This is a genomic window from Microbacterium sp. zg.Y909 (assembly GCF_024626565.1).
Genome location: NZ_JANJFJ010000067.1, coordinates 1 through 16,537 on the forward strand (window position 1 = coordinate 1; position 16,537 = coordinate 16,537).

The following is a 16,537-nucleotide window of genomic DNA, read 5'->3' on the forward strand; positions in this document are numbered from 1 at the left end:
TGCCGGTGACCGTGAGCGCGTCACCGTGCAGCAGTCCCTCGTCGAGCATCGCCTTCATGATCACCGGGATGCCGCCGTGACGGTCGACGTCGTTCATGACGTACTTGCCGAAGGGCTTCATGTCGGCCACGTGCGGGACCTTGTCACCGATGCGGTTGAAGTCGTGAAGGGAGAGTTCGACCTCGGCCTCATTGGCTATGGCGAGCAGGTGCAGCACAACGTTCGTCGATCCGCCGAGCGCCATCGCCAGGGCGATCGCGTTCTCGAACGCCTCTTTCGTGAGGATGTCGCGGGTCGTGATTCCCTGACGCAGCAGGTTCACGACCGCCTCGCCCGAGCGGTGGGCGAAGTAGTCGCGACGACGATCGGCCGAGGGCGGCGCCGCGGAGCCGGGGAGGCTCAGTCCGAGCGCCTCGGCGACAGAGGCCATGGTGTTGGCGGTGTACATGCCGCCGCATGCGCCCTCTCCCGGAGCGATGGCGCACTCGATGCGCTTGAGGTCAGCCTCGCTCATCTTTCCGGCAAGGCACGCACCCACGGCCTCGAACGAGTCGATGATCGTGACGTCCTTCTCGGTGCCGTCCGAGAGCTTCACCCAGCCCGGAGCGATCGAGCCGGCGTAGAGGAAGACGCTGGACAGGTTGAGGCGGGCCGATGCCATCAGCATGCCCGGGATCGACTTGTCGCAGCCGGCCAGCAGCACGCTGCCGTCGAGCCGCTCGGCCATCATCACCGTCTCGACGGAGTCGGCGATGACCTCGCGGCTGACCAGCGAGAAGTGCATGCCCTCGTGGCCCATCGAGATGCCGTCCGACACCGAGATCGTGCCGAACTGCAGCGGGTAGCCGCCGCCGGCATGCACGCCCTCTTTCGCACCCTGCGCGAGCCGGTCGAGGCTCAGGTTGCAGGGGGTGATCTCGTTCCAGCTCGAGGCGATGCCGATCTGGGGCTTGTCCCAGTCGGCGTCGCCCATGCCGACCGCGCGGAGCATCCCCCGGGACGTGGTGGCTTCGATGCCGTCGGTGACGACGCGGCTGCGCGGCTTGATGTCGATGGTCTCGTCGGGATTGCTCACGGGTGAATTCTATTGCCGCCGCCGCGGGAACCCGGCCGCGTGTCGGAGGCCCCCCTGGTGTGGGTCGGAAGGCGGGCTTAGCATCCCCATCTACGACGGTGTCGCAACTGGCACATCGCCCCACACGGTTGGAGAGCGAATGCACGTTCCAGACGGTTTCTTGGACATCCCCACCTCTGTTGCGACAGGGGTGGTCGCCGTCGCAGCGGTCGCCATCGCGCTGCCGCGGGCCCGCAAAGAGGCCGTCGACGACCGCAAGGCGCCGATGGTGGGGATCGTTGCGACCCTCATCTTCGCCGTGCAGATGATCAACTTCCCCGTCGGCGCGGGCACGAGCGGCCATCTGATGGGAGGGGCGTTGGCGGCCGTGCTGGTGGGTCCGGCCACGGGAGTGCTGTGTCTGACCGTCGTTCTCATCGTGCAGGCCTTCCTCTTCGCCGACGGCGGGCTCACCGCCCTGGGCACCAACATCACCCTCATCGGCGTCGTCACCGTCGTCGTGGGGTGGTGGGTCTTCCGCGGTGTCGTCGCCCTCGCACCCCGCCGCACCTGGGCGGTGCCGCTGGGCGCCTCGCTGGGCGCCTTCGTGTCTGTGCCCGTCGCAGCCGCGGTCTTCGCGACGCTCTTCGCCGTCGGCGGGACGGTGGCCGTGCCCGCCGGCACGGTGTTCGCCGCGATGGTCGGCTGGCATGCCGTCATCGGGGTGGGTGAGGCGGTCATCACCGCCCTCGTCGTCTCGGCCGTGGTCGCCACCCGACCCGACCTCGTCTACGGCATGCGGTTCGTGCGCGTGGCGTCCGAACGCACCATCCAGGGAGCGACAGCATGAACGCGACGCCTCAGCCCGACGGGTCTCGGCGCATCTCGACCCGCACTTTCACGATCGCCTCCTTCGCGATCATCCTGCTCATCGCGTGCGTCGTCAGCTTCGGGGCCTCGAGCCACCCCGACGGGCTGGAATTCGTCGCCGAGAGCTACGGCTTCATCGGCGCAGCCGAAGACAGCGCGACCGCCACGAGTCCGTTCGCGGACTACGCCGCCGTGTTCATCGACAACCCATGGCTCGCGCTGGCAGCGGCCGGGGCCATCGGCTGCCTCGCGACCTTCGTTCTCGCCTGGATCATCGGCGCCGCCGCCCGCCGCCGCGCCGTGGCCGAGTCGTCGCCCCGATGAGGAGCTTCGCCGCTCTTCCCGCTGCGCCGGGAGCACGGGGGCTGCGCACCGCGTCGCCGCGGCTCAAGCTGCTCGCGGTGCTGGCGTTCGCGATCGTCGTCGTGGCCACCCCGCGGGAGTGGTTCGCCGCGTTCGCGGTCTACGCGCTGATCGTCGCGGGGTTCCTCATCGCCGCTCGGGTGAAGCCGCGCACCCTGCTGGCACGCATGGGCATCGAGATCCCGTTCGTCGTGTTCGCGATGCTCATGCCCTTCGTCGCCAGCGGTCCCCGCGTGGAGGTGTGGGGTCTGCAGCTGTCCGTGGAGGGACTGTGGGGAGGGTGGGGGCTGCTTGCCAAGGCGACCCTCGCACTCATGGCATCCATCGTGCTCGTCAGCACCACCGAGCCTCGCGCCATCATCCTGGCGCTCGAACAGCTGCGGCTGCCCCGGGAGCTCACCGCCATCGCCGCATTCATGCTGCGCTACCTCGATGTCATCACCGGAGAGTGGAAGCGCATGCGCGTGGCCCAGGACTCGCGGGGGTTCGGTGCCGGCGGCTACCGATCGTGGCCGGTGCTCGCCCGTGGGGTGGGTGCGCTGTTCGCGCGTTCCCACGGCCGCGGCGAGCGTGTGCACCTGGCGATGCTCTCGCGCGGATACCTCGAAGCCGGGCGGGCATGACCGCCGCCGACATCTCGGTGCGGGCCCTGCACTACCGCTACCCAGGGAGCCGGGCGCAATCGGTTCTGGCCGGCGTCGACTTCGATGTCGCGGCCGGCGAGCGGGTGGCGATCCTCGGGCCGAACGGCGCGGGCAAAACCACCCTCATGCTGCACCTCAACGGCATCCTGACACCCGACCGAGGATCGATCGCCGTGGGCGGCACGCGCATCGACCGCGATACGGTGCGCGAGGTGCGCCGACGGGTGGGGCTGGTGTTCCAGGATCCCGACGACCAGCTCTTCATGCCGACCGTCGGCGAGGACGTCGCGTTCGGCCCCTCCAACTATGGGGTGCCCGCGGCAGAGCTGACGAAGCGGGTGGATGACGCGCTCGCGACGGTCGGCCTGCACGACGTCGCCGACCGTCAGCCGCAGCACCTGTCGCTGGGCCAGCGGCGGCGGGCGGCGATTGCGACCATCCTGTCGATGGACGTCGACGTGATGGTGCTGGATGAGCCGACCTCCAACCTCGACCCCGGCTCCCGACGAGAGCTGTCGGCGACCCTCGCCGCGCTCCCGGCGACCCAGATCGTCGTGACCCACGACCTGCCGTACGCGCTGGAGCTCTGCCCGCGCGCCCTCATCCTCGACGGCGGCAGGATCGTCGCCGACGGATCGACCCGTGCGCTGCTGTCGGATGCCGCGCTCATGGCAGCCCACGGGCTGGAGCTGCCGTGGGGCTTCGACCCGTCCTACGGGCGGCGCTGACCTGCCCCGCGCGTCACGAGTCCCGCCCCGCCCGCTGAGACGCCATCTGGCCGCCGAGACCGTGGGAAACAATCACCGTCTCGGCCGCCGAATACGGTCTCACGGTCGGGCTAGGGCCCGCTCCTCGGCGAGCCGCGTCAGCAGCTCGGCCAGCTCAGGGATGCCGGCGACCGTCACTCTCGCGGCGGTCGGGGCCTCCCCCACACGCACGCCGAGGTCTCCGGGCTGCAGGCTCTGCAGGGCGTCCTCGTCGGTGACGTCATCGCCGGCGAACAGCACCGCCGTGGCACCGGTGCGCTCGCGCAGCGCCGCGATCGCGGAATCCTTGCCCTCGTGGCGGGAGGCGTACTCGACGATGTCCCGCCCCGTCCGGCGACGCCACTCCGGCGCCTCCGCGGCGACGATCTCGTCGACGAGGCGGTTGGCCTCGGCGGCGGTCGTCGCGTCGGCCCGGCGGGTGTGCACGCCGAGGCCGAACGCCTTCGGCTCGATCCACACGCCGTCGAGGTGTGCCGTGAGCTCCTCCGCACGCCGCTGCAGGCGATCGCGCAGCGCGGCGGCGTCGGGGGCGTCGTCCGCGGCGTGCATCCCCGTGCCGGGCTCCCAGTACTCCGCGCCGTGAGAGCCCGACAGCCACAGCGGCGAGTCGTCGAGGTGCTCGGCGATCAGTCGCAGATCCCGCATGCTGCGGCCGGAGACCAGAGCCACGACGGTGTCGGGCAGCGCGGCCAGCGCCTCCACGGCATCCCGCGCCGCCGGCAGCATGCGCGAGTCCATCGGATCGTCCTGAAGCGGTGAGAGGGTGCCGTCGAAGTCCAGCGCGACAAGCAGCCGGGGCGTGGATGCCAGCGACGTCATGGCGTGCGCCGCGTCGCCGTTCACGAGCGGGCCCGCCGCACGGCGTCGAGCGCTTCGAGGAACTCGCGCGACCAGTCGTTCACGTCGTGCTCGCGCACCTTGCGTCGCAGGCTCCGCATGCGGCGCCCCTGCTCGGCTGCGGGCATCTCGACGGCGCGCACGATCGCGTCTTTGAGCCCTTCGATGTCGTGCGGGTTGATGCGCAGGGCGGTGCCCAGCTCGTCGGCGGCTCCGGCGAACTCGCTGAGCACCAGCACCCCACGGTTGTCGAGGCGGGAGGCGACGTACTCCTTCGCCACGAGGTTCATGCCGTCGCGCAGGGCGGTGACGAGCATGACGTCGGCGGCGAGGTACAGCGCCACCATCTCCTCACGCGGGAACGCCTGATGCAGGTACCGGATGGCGGTGTGGTCCATCGTGTCGAAGTCGCCGTTGGTGCGACCGACGGTCTGCTCGATCTCGTCACGCAGCTGCACGTAGGCCGCGACGCGCTCTCGGCTGGGGCTGGCCACCTGCACGAGAGTGACGTCCTCCACCGAGAGCCTGCCGTCCTGGAGCAGCTCGCTGAAGGCCTTGAGCCGATGCCGGATGCCCTTGGTGTAGTCGAGGCGATCAACGCCCAGCAGCACCTTCTTGGGGTTGCCGAGGCTCTCGCGGATCTCGACCGCGCGCGCCTGGATGTCGGGGCGCTGGGCGAGGGCGATGTAGTCGTCTGCATCGATCGAGATCGGGAAGGCCTTCGCCAGCGCCACGCGCTCACGCCCGTCGTCGGTGGGCACCCGGATGCCGCTGGCCTTGGTCTCGTAGCGCAGCTGACGCCGCACCGCGCGGGCGAAGTTCGAGGCGTCGGCGACCCGCTGGAAGCCGATGACATCCGCTCCCAGCAGCCCCTCCAGCACCTGCCGGCGCCACGGCAGCTGGGAGTAGAGGCCGTACGCGGGGAACGGGATGTGGTGGAAGTAGCCGATCACGAGGTCGGGGCGCAGCTCCCGCAGCATGCGGGGAACGAGCTGCAGCTGATAGTCCTGCACCCACACGGTCGCCCCGTCTGCGGCCACCGCCGCAGCGGCCTCGGCGAATCGGCGGTTGACCCGCACGTAGGCCTGCCACCACTCGCGGCGGTAGCGAGGAGGCGAGATGACGTCGTGGTACAGCGGCCAGATGGTGTCGTTCGCGAAGCCCTCGTAATAGAGCTCGACGTCCTCGGACGTGAGGTGAACGGGCACCAGGTGCATGTCGTCGAAGTCGAACGGCTCGACCACGACATCGGCCTGCCCGGGCCAGCCCACCCATGCACCCTCGGTCGTGCGCATGACGGGAGCCAGCGCCGTCACCAGCCCGCCCGGCGACGTGCGCCACTGCTCCTCGCCCTCACCGCTTCCCGACCTGTCCACCGGAAGACGGTTGGCGACGACGACGAAATCGGCAGTGGTCATGAGAATCCTCCGTGCGGCGGGCGGGATCTCCAGGCTATCGCCCACCCCCGGGCGCCGTCCGGGGTTGCGCGGGTGACGCGATTCTGTCAATACCGAGTTCCGGGCCGGTCCGCGCGATAGCGTGGCGGGATGCGCGGCTATCTCTTCGGATCCGGACTCATCACCAGCATCACCAGCGGCATCACGCTGCTGCGCGGACTGCGCAACGACGAGCCCTTCACCTGGCGCACGGCGCTCGCCTGGCTCAGCTGGGGCATCTCGCTGGCGCTCGCCATCGGCGCCGTCGTCGACCTTCGCCGCGCCAAGCGCGGACACATCGTCCCCGGTGATTCCCCGGTGAAGGGCAAGGAGCAGAAGCTCATGAAGAAGCGTCTGCAGAAGGCCGGCTGACCTCAGGCCGAGCAGCCGGCGCGTCCGCTCGGTTGCTTCAGCGCGTCAGGATCAGGGCATCGCCCTGGCCGCCGCCGCCGCAGAGTGCCACACCTGCCGTGCCGCTCCCCCGGCGCACGAGCTCGTGCACGGCGTGCACGACGAGCCGATTGCCGCTCGCGCCGATCGGGTGCCCGATCGCGATGCCGCCGCCGTGGATGTTGACGATCTCCTCGTCGAGGCCGAGCTCGGCCTGGGACTGCGCGACGACCGCGCCGAACGCCTCGTTGATCTCGACGAAGTCCAGCGCGGCGGGCTCGAGGCCCTGCTTGCGCAGCGCCTGCTCCATCGCCCGCGCCGGCTGCGCGTGCAGCGAGTTGTCGGGACCCGCGACCTGGCCGGCCGCGCCGACCACGGCCAGCACGCCCCATCCCTGGTCATCGGCGTGGCTCCTGGTCGTGAGCACGACGGCCGAGGCGCCGTCGGAGATCTGTGACGCGTTGCCGGCGGTGATGGTCCCCTCCGCGGCGAACGCGGGACGCAGCTTCGCCAGGGTGTCGACCGTGGTCTCCGGCCGCACGCCCTCATCGCGCGTGATCCGCAGCGGGTCGCCCTTGCGCTGGGGCACATCGACAGGCACGATCTCGTCGTCGAAGACGCCGGCATCCTGTGCCGCGGCGGCCCGCTGGTGCGACAGCGCCGCCACGTGATCCTGCATGTCGCGGGTCATGCCGAGTCCGCCGTTGTGCCGCTCGGTCGACGCCCCCATGCTCTCGCGGTCGTACGCATCAGTGAGGCCGTCGTGGGCCATGTGGTCAAGCACTTCGACGCTCCCGTAAGACCAGCCGTCGCGGGAGCCGGTGAGCAGGTGAGGGGCGCGGGTCATCGACTCCATCCCGGCTGCCACGACGACGCGCGCATCGCCGGTCTGGATCATGCGCTTGGCGTCGATGACCGCCGACAGGCCCGAAAGGCAGACCTTGTTCACCGAGGATGCCGGCACGTCCCAGCCGATGCCTGCGGCCACGGCCGCCTGGCGGGCGGGATTCTGTCCGGAGCCGGCGGGAAGCACCTGCCCGACGATGACGGCGTCGACGGCATCCGCGGGGATGCCGCCGCGCTCGAGTGCCCCGCGGATGGCGAGGGCGCCGAGTTCGGGGGCGGTGAACGAGGCGAGCTGGCCCTTGAGTCGTCCCTGCGGCGTTCGGGCTGCGGCGACGATGACGACGTCTTCGTGGTTCATGCTCCCACCCTAAGAGTGTCGGAGACCGCCAATGGCGGCTCGGTGGCGGCCTGCACCTCGGCGACGGTCACGCCGGGCGCCGTTTCGACGAGCTGCAGCCCGCCGGGGGTCACGTCGATGACGGCGAGATCGGTGATGATGCGGTCGACGACGCCGCGGCCGGTGAGCGGCAGCGAGCACGCGTCGACGATCTTGGGCGAGCCGTCGCGGGCGACGTGCTCCATCAGCACGATCACCCGTGCCGCGCCGTGCACGAGGTCCATCGCGCCGCCGGGGCCTTTGACCATCTTTCCCGGGATCATCCAGTTCGCGAGGTCCCCCGTCGCCGACACCTGCATCGCCCCGAGGATCGCGGCGTCGATCTTTCCGCCGCGGATCATGCCGAAGCTGGTCGCGGAGTCGAAGTAGGCCGCACCGGGGAGCACCGTGACGGTCTCCTTGCCGGCGTTGATCAGGTCGGGATCGACCTTGTCTTCTGTGGGGTACGGACCGACCCCGAGGATGCCGTTCTCGGACTGCAGCACGACCGTCACCCCGTCGGGCACGTGGTTGGGCACGAGGGTGGGAAGACCGATGCCGAGGTTGACGTACGAGCCGTCTGTCAGCTCGCGGGCCGCGCGGGCCGCCATCTCGTCGCGTGTGAGAGCCATGGGGTCACTTTCCTTCGGGACGCACGGTGCGCCGCTCGATGCGCTTGGGGATGTCGCCGCCGACCTCGACGAGGCGATGCACGTAGACGCCGGGGAGGTGCACGTCGTCGGGGTCGATCTCGCCCGGCTGCACGAGCTGCTCGACCTGGGCGATGCACACCTTGCCCGCCATCGCGGCGAGCGGGTTGAAGTTGCGCGCCGCCTTGTTGAAGACGAGGTTGCCGTGCGTGTCGCCACGCAAGGCGTGGACGAGGGCGAAGTCGGTGACGATCGCCTCTTCCAGCACGTAGGGCAGCGGACGGCCCGTCGTGTCGAACGTGCGCACGTCCTTCGGCGGCGACGCCACCGCGATGCCGCCGGACCCGTCGTAGCGGCGGGGCAATCCGCCCTCGGCCACCTGGGTGCCGACGCCCGTCTGCGTGTAGAACGCCGCGATGCCGGCGCCGCCGGCCCGCAGCTTCTCGGCGAGGGTGCCCTGCGGCGTCAGCTCGAGCTCCAGCTCTCCGCTGAGGAACTGCCGCTCGAACTCCTTGTTCTCGCCCACGTACGACGAGGTCATCTTGCGGATGCGTCCGGCCCCCAAGAGAACCCCGAGGCCCCAGTCATCGACCCCGCAGTTGTTGGAGACGACCGAGAGGGCGGTGGTGCCCTGCGCGAGCAGCGCCTCGATCAGGGCGATCGGGTTGCCCGAGAGGCCGAAGCCGCCGACGGCGAGCGATGCCCCGTCCGGGATGTCGGCGACCGCTTCGGCCGCAGAGGGGAACGTCTTGTCGATCACGGGCACTCCTTCGTGAGCCGGGTATGGTGCCAGACTGCGTGCTGCCGTCGTGGTGCGGCAACCCGGTTCTTGTGATGTGGGCGGCAGGCCGCGTAGGTTCCACTATGTGGACACCCCTTCTCGCTCCGTTGTGCCCGGAGCCCAGACCGTGGCGCGCGCCGCCGGCCTGCTGCGCCTTGTCACCGCCGCGGGCGCCGATGGAGCGGCGCTGCAGCGACTCGCCCACGATGCGGGACTCTCGCGGTCCACCGCCCACCGCCTGCTGTCGGCGCTGCGCAACGAGGGCCTCGTGGATCAGGACGACACGACGTCACGGTGGATGCCTGGCCCCGAGCTCTTCCTCATGGGCACGGTCGCCGCCGCGCGCTACGACATCACCGACGTCGCGCGCGACATCGTGCGGTCGCTCGCGGTGAAGACCGAGGAGAGCGCGTTCCTGTCGGTGCGTCGCGGCGATGAGACGGTGTGCCTCGTCCGTGAGGACGGCGCCTTCCCGATCCGCTCGTTCGTGCTGAGCGAAGGGGTGCGGTTTCCCCTCGGCGTGGCATCCGCGGGGCTGGCGATCCTCGCCTTCCTGCCGGATGACGACGCCGACGCGTACCTGGCGCGGCATCCCGAGCTCGTCGACCGCTTCGGCACCCGCCATGCGCCGGCCGCGCTGCGCACACGACTGGCCGACACCCGTGATCGTGGATACGCGATCAACCCCGGGCTCATCGTCGAAGGCTCGTGGGGGCTGGGCGCGGCGGTGTTCGACCGCGCCGGGCGGCCGGAGTGGGCGCTCAGCCTGACCGGGGTCGAGTTCCGCTTCTCCCCCGAACGGCTGCCGGCGCTCGGCCGCACCCTGCTCGCTCACGCGCACCAGCTGTCGTCGCGCATCGCCGCGACGCGCGGGTGACGCCGCGGGCTCTCCGCCGGTCGTCGCGAGTGCAGGAGATCTCGCGAATACAGGATGGATGCCACCGGAAACGTCCTGCGCTCGTGAGATCTCCTGCGTTCGCGACTGCTCCGCGTCCGCGGGCGCTCACCCGGCGGGCGCGAGAGCCTCCCGCACGTGGCCGGCGACCGCGGCGGCACCGCGGCCCGACAGCACGATCGTGTAGTGGTTGAACCCCTCGATGCGGCGGTGGCGCACCTGCGGCATCCGCTCGAGGAGTGGCTGCAGGTGCACCCGCGGGTACAGCCCTGGCAGGTCGTCGCGCAGCCCCCGCGGCACCGTCAGCAGCAGGGTGTCGTGCGACAGGGCCTCGAGCGCAGCGGGCAGAGTCTCGCCGCCGTTCATGTCGACGGTGTCGTCGACCGTCGTGCGGTAACTCGTGGCCGGACGCAGCAGATCGCCCTCGGGTGACAGGTCGTAGGCGAGGTACTCCTCGAGCTCGGCCGACCACGCGCCCCGGAACGCGGGGTGGTCGCGCCAGAAGTCGAGGTACGCGGCCTGGTCGGCGAATCGCTGATTCAGCCGCTCCGCGGTCGGTCCCAGGATGTGGGAGACGACTGTCTCGGCATCGAGCCCTGCCGGCAGGGCTTGCGTGTGTTCCGACAACAGGGTGTCTGCTGTCCTGAACGGCGCCGGCACACGCGCGCGACGCCATCAGATGAAAGGACCTACATCATGAAACCCCTCAGGATCACGATCGTGATCGCCATCGTGATCGCCTGGGTGATGGCGGCTGGAAGCCTCATCACCAGTTTCGTCGACCTGGCCTCGCTCCCCGTGTTCGCACGCAGCACGCTGGAGCTCTGGCCGGATGCCGGCACCCCGGCGGCCCTGGTGGTCCGGTTCGGGTCGATCGGCTTGGTGATCGCCGGGATCGTGACGCTCCGAATTCTCGGCAAGTGGCGTGAGCGCCGAGCGCAGGCGCAAGACGACGCCCCCGCCCGCGGCATCCTCACCGGCACGAACGCAGACCGAGATGGGTGAACTCACCATCGGGGACTGCCGGCACGAAAAGAAGAAGCCCCGCACACTGGCGAGAGTGTGCGGGGCTACCGTGCACCCCCTGGGACTCGAACCCAGAACCCACTGATTAAGAGTCAGTTGCTCTGCCGATTGAGCTAGAGGTGCAGGCGATTCGAACTTTCCGAACCGAGGAGCAACGTTACCATCCCGAGGCCGAGGCCGCCAATCGAGGGGCGCCACGCCCGGTATCGTTGTCATCGTGCCCGCCCCTCCCCCGACCTCGCCCTGGTCGGCGCCGTTCGACGGGGATCTGTCCGCAGACCTCGCCTTCGCGCTGCGGCTGGCCGACGCCGCCGACGCCGTCTCGATGACCCGCTTCGATGCGCCCGACCTCGACGTGCGCACGAAGGCGGACGCCTCGCACGTCACCGAGGCGGACCTTGCGACCGAGCGGGCGATCCGGCAGCTCCTCGAGGCGGAGCGACCCGGCGACGGCGTCTTCGGCGAGGAGTACGGATCGAGCGGGGATGCCGCGCGTCAGTGGATCATCGATCCGATCGACGGCACCGCGAACTACCTCAAGGGCATTCCGATGTGGACCACGCTCATCGCGCTCGTGGTCGACGGCGTGCCACGCGTGGGCGTCGCGAGCCAGCCCGCGCTGGGCCGCCGGTGGTGGGCGGCGACGAATCTCGGCGCCTGGACCGATGTGCCCGGCGGCACCCCGCGCCGACTGCGCGTTTCGGGTGTCGACTCGCTCGCCGAGGCGAGCGTCAGCTTTCAGAGCCTGTCGCAGTGGGACCAGGCAGGCCACCTCGACGCCGCCGTGCGCCTGACGCGTTCAGTCTGGCGCGACCGCGGATACGGCGACGCGTGGCCGTACATGCTGCTGGCCGAGGGCCGGCTCGAGTTCGTGGCCGAATTCGACGTCAAGGAGTACGACATCGCCGCCCTCGTGCCGATCGTCTCTGAAGCGGGCGGCCGGTTCACCTCGTTCGCCGGCAACGACTCCCTCGCCGAACGCTCGTCACTGGCGACCAACGGCGTGCTCCACGACGACTTCCTGCGCCTGCTGCATTCCTCACACTGACCCCCCGCCCTCCGACCACCCCCCGACGGAACGATCGATGCCCTCGCTGCACCCCCACCGCCGCACCGCCGCGGCCCTTGTCCTGCTGACCGCTGTGATCGCCCTGACCGCGTGCGCCCGGCCCGAGGTCCCCACCCAGGCCGCCACTCCCGCGCCGACCGTCGGCGCGGGAGACACGACGGCCCCGTCGCCGCAACCCGAGCCGACACAGACCCCGGTGGCGACGGCGGACCCCACCTGCACGTCGATCATCTCCGAGAGCACGATCGCGAGCTTCGAGAGCGCGGGCCTGACCTCACGCGAAGAGCCGTTCCGCATCGGCGAGGACACGCTGCCCGCCGGCATCCAGTGCGTCTGGGCCGATTTCAGCGCGCCGGGCGCTCCCCCGCAGATCTTCGGGTGGGCACCCCTGGAGGGCGCTGCCGCACAGCGCGCCCAGGACGACCTGCTCTCCGCGGGATGGCTCCGCGAGAACGGCGAGGAGGGCCTCTACATCACCGAGGACCCCGACCTCGCCCTCACCGTCGGGGCCGACGGCTACGGCATGACCTACCTGTTCGGTGAGGGCTGGGTGACCCTCTCGGACACCAAGCAGAGTCTGCTGCTCATCGAACGCCCCTAGGGCTGCTGCGATGGCGCGTCGGTGCCGCCGGCCTGCGGATAGCGCCCCAGATCCTTCAACATGGCCGCCATACGCTCCGCGGCGGCTTGTGCGTGCTCCAGCAGCAGCCGGGCCTCGGGCGCGTGGCGCATGCCCGGGCTGTCGGCAGCCAGTTCGACGTTGCCGATCAGCGCGGTGAGGGGGTTGCGCAGGTCATGGCTCACCCGGCCGGCGAAGCGGGCGAGCTGTTCTTCGGAGTGCGCGAGCTGGCGGGTGACGCGCCGCAGCTCGAGCACATCCACCACCTGGCCCGCGAGCTGGTCGAGGGATCTGCTGCGCTCCGGGGTGAGGTCACCCGGGCTCTCATCGAAGACGCAGAGCGTGCCGATCGTGACGCCGGCCGGGGTCACCAGCGGGCTGGAGGCGTAGAAGCGCATCCGGGCGATCTCACCGGTGACGAACGGATTCGCGGCGAAGCGCTCATCGCGGCGCGCGTCGGACACGGCGACCTGCACGCCATCGGACAGAACGGCCGCACACATCGAGTCCTCGCGGGCGCACACCACCGGCTCGAACCCGACGACCGCGATCGGATGCTGCCAGCGATCGTCGATGACGTTGATTGCGGCCGTCGACACACCGCACACGGTCGCGGCCAGTTGGACGAGGGCCTCCAGGCCGGATTCGGGTGGGCTTCCGACCACGTCGTAATCGGCAATGGCCGCGCGGCGCGCGACCCCTTCGGCTTCCAGCACGCCAGTCCTCTCAAGACCCCCGTGTACAGGTTATCCAGCGGCGCGACCGCCTCTTCACCATGTGACGTGCCCCTGTGCCATCGGAGGCACCGTGTCAATCACCTGCGCGCCGAGGCGGGGCGGCGTACGGTGATGGCATCCGATGGAGGGAGACGGACATGGATGAGAACGCGACGGACCAGCAGCGTCCTGAGGACGAGGAGGTCACGCCCAAGCCCGGCGGTCTCGGCAAGGACGGCACGATTCCCGCCGACCCCGACGGCGTGGCCGCCGGGCACACGGACGAGGCGTCGAACTTCGAACCGGAGGAAGACGAGCAGGCCTGACCCCGCGCACGCACACGACGAAACCCCCGGCGATGGCCGGGGGTTTCGTCGTGACAGAGGAGTCAGTCGTTCACTGCACGGCGACGTGGACCATGTCGGTCGTGACGCCCGAGCGCACGGCGATGACTCCGTTCTCCGCACCGACCTCGGGCGCCAGCTGCCAGTCATAGCCGATGCACAGGAATGGGTCCTCGCCGGCATCCTCCCCTCTGTGCTCGAGGAGCACTGTCAAGCCCCTCCGACGCGGCGGCCTGCGACGGCAGGCTGAGGACATGACTTCTGATGACCAGGCACGCCCCGTGACAGACGGGGACGAAGAGCAGTCCGAGCTGTCCAATGCCGACGCGGTGCGCAAGGACATGACCTACAGCCCCGCCAGCGGGACCGAGACGCAGCAGAAGCAGGACGATCCGCTGCCCTCCGCGCTCGACGACGACATCGACACCGACGCGATCAACGTGGCACCGGGAACCGGTGGCCCCGACGACGTGGGCGATGTCGAGGTCGACCCCGCCGACCTCAACCTTCCGGGCCGTTCCGCGAACTGACAGGCCTGACGGCAGGTGCGCCCTCCCCCCTGGGTGGCCGGCCGCACGCGAGCTAGTCTCCCTTGCACAGGCGAGAGGAGCGACCGTGAGCGAGCCGAAAGCCGACGACGGCGCGGGCTGGAACCGGGCGAGCAGCTGGGTCGCCGGGACGTTCGTCGTGCTGGGGTTGGTGACCGCGCTCGTCTGGCTGCTGGGCGCACCGGTGATAGCGCCGGCCGTGGGGTGGACCGTCGCCGCCGGGATCTACTCGACATGGGCCTGGCTCACCGTCAACGGCATGGATGCCGACGCGACCGCTTCCCACGCGACGCGCGACGACCCCACGCTCCGCGCCGCCCACACCCTGTTGATCTTCGCCAGCGTGGCGAGCTTCGGGGTGATCGGCGTGCTGCTGGCCCAAAGCGGGCGGGTGCGCGGTGCGGAGGCGGTGTTCCTGGGCGTCGCTGCCCTGATGACGGTGACCGCCTCGTGGTTCCTGATCCATATCCTGTTCATGCTGCGGTATGCCGCGACCTATTACCTCAGCGGCGGGACGGGCATCGACTTCAACCAGAGCGAACCGCCGCGCTACCGCGACTTCGCCTATCTCGCCTTCACCCTGGGCATGACCTACCAGGTCTCCGACACCGCGCTCACGAGCCACGTCATGCGGCGCGAGGCGCTGCACCACGCCCTGCTGTCGTTCCTGTGGGGCGTTGTCGTGCTCGCCACCACCATCAGCCTGATCACCAACCTCGCGACCTGAGGGCCGCCACCCGCTGTCACGGTGCTGCTGGCGTGCTCGCAGTCCTCAACTCCTCAAGAACCGATCGAGCGCCGTCGATTCGGCGGCTTGCGGCGCCCGGCTACGGGTTCTTGAGGAGTTGCGACCGCGCAACGTCCGCCCACGAGGCGCCTGGCCGCGTTTCGACTCGCTTCGCCCGCTCAACGACCGGGGAGATCGCAGCTCGCGGTCGAACGACGAAGGGCCCGGACCCGCACACGTGGTGCGGGCCGGGCCCTTCGTCGCGGTGACAGCGGCGTGGTGGAGATGGGGGGAATCGAACCCCCGTCCATCGCTGGGATACTGCGTTTTCTCCGGGCGCAGTCTGTAGAGACGTTCTGCTCGGCTCCGACCTTTGTCACAGACACCTAAGTCGACGAGCCCAGTCTGGGAAAAGTCCCGCGTGACGTCCAGACGCCGTCACACAGCAAGATCCCTAAATGACGCCAGGGTCCGTGTCGGGATCACACACGGTCTGACGGACTATCGGGCTCGCTTACGCAGCGAGGGCGAAGTCAGTGCGCTTGGTTTCGGCACTTATTGGTTTTGCAGAGATCGTTAACGAGATAACCCTGCATCCTCGGCCCGCTTCTCGCAGAGACTCAGGCGATGTCGAAACCGATCATCCCCGTGAACCCCTCTTTCGAAGGAACCGCTGTCACGCTGTGGAGTTGCCAACCCGAAAGCCGAAGCTCCGGGCACCACAGACTATAACGGATGCCACCCCCACGCCATTCCCGGACGGTCTCCCGGCCGTCCGCCGCGTAGAGTCGCAGCCATGACCGACGTCACCATCACCGTCCGCGGAGAGCATGAGCGCCGCGTCGCCGCCGAGCAGGCCGTCGTCACGCTGCGCGTCGCCGTCGAGGGACCCGACCGCTCCGAGGTGGTCGCGCGGCTCGAGTCCGTTGCGGCGCCCCTCACCGACGCCCTGGCCGCCCGGCGCGGCGTCGAGGGTCTGGTGGAGTGGACGAGCGACCGCATGGCGGTGTGGTCCGAGCGCCCGTGGGGCGACGGGCACCGCCTCGCACCCGTGCACCACGCGTCTGTAGACCTGACCGCGACCTTCGACGATCCCACCCCGCTGTCGGCCTGGGTGACGGCGGTCGCTGACCGCGAGGACGTGGAGATCACGAACGTGGAGTGGCGACTGACGCCCGTCACGCGCGCGGCGGTCGAGCGCGATGTGGCATCCGAAGCCGTCGGCGTCGCCGTCGACCGCGCCACCGCCTACGCGGCTGCCCTCGGGCGCGGCACGCTCACGCCGCTCGAGGTGGCAGACGTCGGGCTGCTGTCCACACCCGGCGAGCCGGGGCCCGGCCCTGGCGCACGCATGATGCGCGCATCCTTCTCCGGGGATGCCGAGACGTCGCCGCAGCTGCGCCTGCAGCCCGACGACATCGTCGTCAGCGCTGCGGTGGAAGCCCGCTTCACCGCGCGCTGAGAGCTCAGTCGCCCAGGCGGTTGCGCGAGCGCATCGCGCGCTCGGCCTCACGCTTGTCTTCGCGCTCGCGGATCGTCTGACGCTTCTCGAACTCGCGCTTGCCCTTCGCCACGGCGA

At 70.0% G+C, this 16,537-nt stretch carries 22 protein-coding genes, 1 tRNA gene, 1 other RNA gene and 1 pseudogene; 13 read left to right on the plus strand and 12 right to left on the minus strand.

Translation table 11 applies throughout. The features are described 5' to 3' along the window. On the minus strand, positions 1 to 1,075 hold a 1,075-nt coding region (locus tag NQ160_RS07190), incomplete at its 3' end, for a dihydroxy-acid dehydratase domain-containing protein (protein ID WP_257514544.1). A 139-nt stretch (positions 1,076 to 1,214) separates the two neighbouring features. Here NQ160_RS07190 and NQ160_RS07195 point away from each other — a divergent pair. The 4 genes from NQ160_RS07195 to NQ160_RS07210 are packed head-to-tail and all read left to right on the plus strand — an operon-like array spanning position 1,215 to position 3,659. Then, positions 1,215 to 1,904, plus strand: coding sequence for an energy-coupling factor ABC transporter permease (locus NQ160_RS07195; RefSeq protein ID WP_257514545.1), 690 nt, complete (start codon positions 1,215 to 1,217; stop codon positions 1,902 to 1,904). After that, a complete protein-coding gene (locus NQ160_RS07200; RefSeq protein ID WP_257514546.1) occupies positions 1,901 to 2,248 on the plus strand; it encodes a PDGLE domain-containing protein in 348 nt (115 codons plus the stop codon). The genes NQ160_RS07195 and NQ160_RS07200 overlap by 4 nt, the downstream gene beginning before the upstream one ends. Continuing rightward, complete coding sequence (gene cbiQ, locus NQ160_RS07205; protein WP_257514547.1) at positions 2,245 to 2,910, plus strand: cobalt ECF transporter T component CbiQ; 666 nt, start codon at positions 2,245 to 2,247, stop codon at positions 2,908 to 2,910. Before NQ160_RS07200 ends, cbiQ begins: the two co-directional genes overlap by 4 nt. Further along, positions 2,907 to 3,659, plus strand: coding sequence for an energy-coupling factor ABC transporter ATP-binding protein (locus NQ160_RS07210; protein WP_257514548.1), 753 nt, complete (start codon positions 2,907 to 2,909; stop codon positions 3,657 to 3,659). Before cbiQ ends, NQ160_RS07210 begins: the two co-directional genes overlap by 4 nt. Before the next feature lie 99 nt (positions 3,660 to 3,758). Here the strand turns inward: NQ160_RS07210 and otsB are convergent, their stop codons facing one another. Together otsB and otsA are read right to left on the minus strand one after the other, a co-directional pair. Next, a complete protein-coding gene (gene otsB, locus NQ160_RS07215) occupies positions 3,759 to 4,541 on the minus strand; it encodes a trehalose-phosphatase (RefSeq protein WP_374113636.1) in 783 nt (260 codons plus the stop codon). After that, on the minus strand, positions 4,538 to 5,953 hold the full coding sequence (gene otsA, locus NQ160_RS07220; protein ID WP_257514549.1) for an alpha,alpha-trehalose-phosphate synthase (UDP-forming): 1,416 nt from the start codon (positions 5,951 to 5,953) through the stop codon (positions 4,538 to 4,540). The genes otsB and otsA overlap by 4 nt, the downstream gene beginning before the upstream one ends. Before the next feature lie 129 nt (positions 5,954 to 6,082). Between otsA and NQ160_RS07225 the strand changes: the two genes are divergently transcribed. After that, complete coding sequence (locus NQ160_RS07225) at positions 6,083 to 6,343, plus strand: hypothetical protein (RefSeq protein ID WP_257514550.1); 261 nt, start codon at positions 6,083 to 6,085, stop codon at positions 6,341 to 6,343. 37 nt (positions 6,344 to 6,380) lie between these two features. Here the strand turns inward: NQ160_RS07225 and NQ160_RS07230 are convergent, their stop codons facing one another. Genes NQ160_RS07230 through NQ160_RS07240 form a run of 3 tightly spaced genes read right to left on the minus strand, consistent with a single transcriptional unit; the run spans position 6,381 to position 8,993 of the window. After that, complete coding sequence (locus NQ160_RS07230) at positions 6,381 to 7,565, minus strand: acetyl-CoA C-acetyltransferase (RefSeq protein ID WP_257514551.1); 1,185 nt, start codon at positions 7,563 to 7,565, stop codon at positions 6,381 to 6,383. After that, a complete protein-coding gene (locus NQ160_RS07235) occupies positions 7,562 to 8,215 on the minus strand; it encodes a CoA transferase subunit B (RefSeq protein ID WP_257514552.1) in 654 nt (217 codons plus the stop codon). Before NQ160_RS07235 ends, NQ160_RS07230 begins: the two co-directional genes overlap by 4 nt. 4 nt (positions 8,216 to 8,219) lie before the next feature. Next, entirely contained in the window at positions 8,220 to 8,993 is a 774-nt protein-coding gene (locus tag NQ160_RS07240) for a CoA transferase subunit A (RefSeq protein ID WP_257514553.1), read from the minus strand. A 106-nt stretch (positions 8,994 to 9,099) separates the two neighbouring features. On the opposite strand from NQ160_RS07240, the gene NQ160_RS07245 reads away from it, so the two are divergent. Next, complete coding sequence (locus NQ160_RS07245) at positions 9,100 to 9,891, plus strand: IclR family transcriptional regulator (protein ID WP_257514554.1); 792 nt, start codon at positions 9,100 to 9,102, stop codon at positions 9,889 to 9,891. A 126-nt stretch (positions 9,892 to 10,017) separates the two neighbouring features. On the opposite strand, the gene NQ160_RS07250 is transcribed toward NQ160_RS07245, so the two are convergent. Beyond that, complete coding sequence (locus NQ160_RS07250) at positions 10,018 to 10,536, minus strand: hypothetical protein (RefSeq protein ID WP_257514555.1); 519 nt, start codon at positions 10,534 to 10,536, stop codon at positions 10,018 to 10,020. Between the two features lie 69 nt (positions 10,537 to 10,605). On the opposite strand from NQ160_RS07250, the gene NQ160_RS07255 reads away from it, so the two are divergent. Further along, positions 10,606 to 10,914 (plus strand): hypothetical protein, encoded by a 309-nt coding sequence (locus NQ160_RS07255; RefSeq protein ID WP_257514556.1) that lies wholly within the window; start codon positions 10,606 to 10,608, stop codon positions 10,912 to 10,914. Positions 10,915 to 10,985: 71 nt separating this feature from the next. Here the strand turns inward: NQ160_RS07255 and NQ160_RS07260 are convergent. After that, positions 10,986 to 11,058: transfer RNA gene (locus NQ160_RS07260), tRNA-Lys, on the minus strand. A gap of 94 nt (positions 11,059 to 11,152) precedes the next feature. On the opposite strand from NQ160_RS07260, the gene NQ160_RS07265 reads away from it, so the two are divergent. Both NQ160_RS07265 and NQ160_RS07270 read left to right on the plus strand, forming a co-directional pair. Then, entirely contained in the window at positions 11,153 to 11,983 is an 831-nt protein-coding gene (locus tag NQ160_RS07265; protein ID WP_257514557.1) for an inositol monophosphatase family protein, read from the plus strand. Between the two features lie 37 nt (positions 11,984 to 12,020). Continuing rightward, positions 12,021 to 12,605 carry a hypothetical protein gene (locus tag NQ160_RS07270; RefSeq protein ID WP_257514558.1) on the plus strand — a complete coding sequence of 195 codons (585 nt, stop codon included), beginning with the start codon at positions 12,021 to 12,023 and terminating at the stop codon, positions 12,603 to 12,605. Here the strand turns inward: NQ160_RS07270 and NQ160_RS07275 are convergent. Further along, positions 12,602 to 13,339 (minus strand): sensor histidine kinase, encoded by a 738-nt coding sequence (locus tag NQ160_RS07275; RefSeq protein ID WP_257514559.1) that lies wholly within the window; start codon positions 13,337 to 13,339, stop codon positions 12,602 to 12,604. The genes NQ160_RS07270 and NQ160_RS07275 overlap by 4 nt on opposite strands. A gap of 158 nt (positions 13,340 to 13,497) precedes the next feature. On the opposite strand from NQ160_RS07275, the gene NQ160_RS07280 reads away from it, so the two are divergent. After that, positions 13,498 to 13,665 carry a hypothetical protein gene (locus NQ160_RS07280; RefSeq protein ID WP_257514560.1) on the plus strand — a complete coding sequence of 56 codons (168 nt, stop codon included), beginning with the start codon at positions 13,498 to 13,500 and terminating at the stop codon, positions 13,663 to 13,665. 70 nt (positions 13,666 to 13,735) lie between these two features. On the opposite strand, the gene NQ160_RS07285 is transcribed toward NQ160_RS07280, so the two are convergent. Next, the gene (locus tag NQ160_RS07285) at positions 13,736 to 13,891 is read right to left on the minus strand and encodes a hypothetical protein (protein WP_257514561.1); all 156 of its coding nucleotides are present in this window, start codon (positions 13,889 to 13,891) and stop codon (positions 13,736 to 13,738) included. A gap of 46 nt (positions 13,892 to 13,937) precedes the next feature. On the opposite strand from NQ160_RS07285, the gene NQ160_RS07290 reads away from it, so the two are divergent. Both NQ160_RS07290 and NQ160_RS07295 read left to right on the plus strand, forming a co-directional pair. Further along, entirely contained in the window at positions 13,938 to 14,213 is a 276-nt protein-coding gene (locus NQ160_RS07290; protein ID WP_257514562.1) for a hypothetical protein, read from the plus strand. Between the two features lie 85 nt (positions 14,214 to 14,298). Beyond that, entirely contained in the window at positions 14,299 to 14,958 is a 660-nt protein-coding gene (locus tag NQ160_RS07295; RefSeq protein ID WP_257514563.1) for a DUF1345 domain-containing protein, read from the plus strand. Between the two features lie 277 nt (positions 14,959 to 15,235). On the opposite strand, the gene ssrA is transcribed toward NQ160_RS07295, so the two are convergent. Next, positions 15,236 to 15,606: a transfer-messenger RNA gene (gene ssrA, locus NQ160_RS07300) on the minus strand. Positions 15,607 to 15,754: 148 nt separating this feature from the next. On the opposite strand from ssrA, the gene NQ160_RS07305 reads away from it, so the two are divergent. Then, positions 15,755 to 16,420, plus strand: a complete 666-nt coding sequence (locus NQ160_RS07305) for an SIMPL domain-containing protein (protein WP_257514564.1) — start codon at positions 15,755 to 15,757, stop codon at positions 16,418 to 16,420. A gap of 4 nt (positions 16,421 to 16,424) precedes the next feature. On the opposite strand, the pseudogene NQ160_RS07310 reads toward NQ160_RS07305, so the two are convergent. Next, a pseudogene (locus tag NQ160_RS07310) lies at positions 16,425 to 16,537 on the minus strand (SsrA-binding protein); the annotation flags it as partial.

Bases quoted from the DNA above. Each gene is read 5' to 3' on its own strand.
- NQ160_RS07195 (WP_257514545.1), top strand. From the start codon at position 1,215: ATGCACGTTCCAGACGGTTTCTTGGACATCCCCACCTCTGTTGCGACA.
- NQ160_RS07200 (WP_257514546.1), top strand. From the start codon at position 1,901: ATGAACGCGACGCCTCAGCCCGACGGGTCTCGGCGCATCTCGACCCGC.
- cbiQ (WP_257514547.1), top strand. From the start codon at position 2,245: ATGAGGAGCTTCGCCGCTCTTCCCGCTGCGCCGGGAGCACGGGGGCTG.
- NQ160_RS07210 (WP_257514548.1), top strand. From the start codon at position 2,907: ATGACCGCCGCCGACATCTCGGTGCGGGCCCTGCACTACCGCTACCCA.
- otsA (WP_257514549.1), bottom strand. From the start codon at position 5,953: ATGACCACTGCCGATTTCGTCGTCGTCGCCAACCGTCTTCCGGTGGAC.
- NQ160_RS07225 (WP_257514550.1), top strand. From the start codon at position 6,083: ATGCGCGGCTATCTCTTCGGATCCGGACTCATCACCAGCATCACCAGC.
- NQ160_RS07230 (WP_257514551.1), bottom strand. From the start codon at position 7,565: ATGAACCACGAAGACGTCGTCATCGTCGCCGCAGCCCGAACGCCGCAG.
- NQ160_RS07235 (WP_257514552.1), bottom strand. From the start codon at position 8,215: ATGGCTCTCACACGCGACGAGATGGCGGCCCGCGCGGCCCGCGAGCTG.
- NQ160_RS07255 (WP_257514556.1), top strand. From the start codon at position 10,606: ATGAAACCCCTCAGGATCACGATCGTGATCGCCATCGTGATCGCCTGG.
- NQ160_RS07270 (WP_257514558.1), top strand. From the start codon at position 12,021: ATGCCCTCGCTGCACCCCCACCGCCGCACCGCCGCGGCCCTTGTCCTG.
- NQ160_RS07280 (WP_257514560.1), top strand. From the start codon at position 13,498: ATGGATGAGAACGCGACGGACCAGCAGCGTCCTGAGGACGAGGAGGTC.
- NQ160_RS07290 (WP_257514562.1), top strand. From the start codon at position 13,938: ATGACTTCTGATGACCAGGCACGCCCCGTGACAGACGGGGACGAAGAG.
- NQ160_RS07305 (WP_257514564.1), top strand. From the start codon at position 15,755: ATGACCGACGTCACCATCACCGTCCGCGGAGAGCATGAGCGCCGCGTC.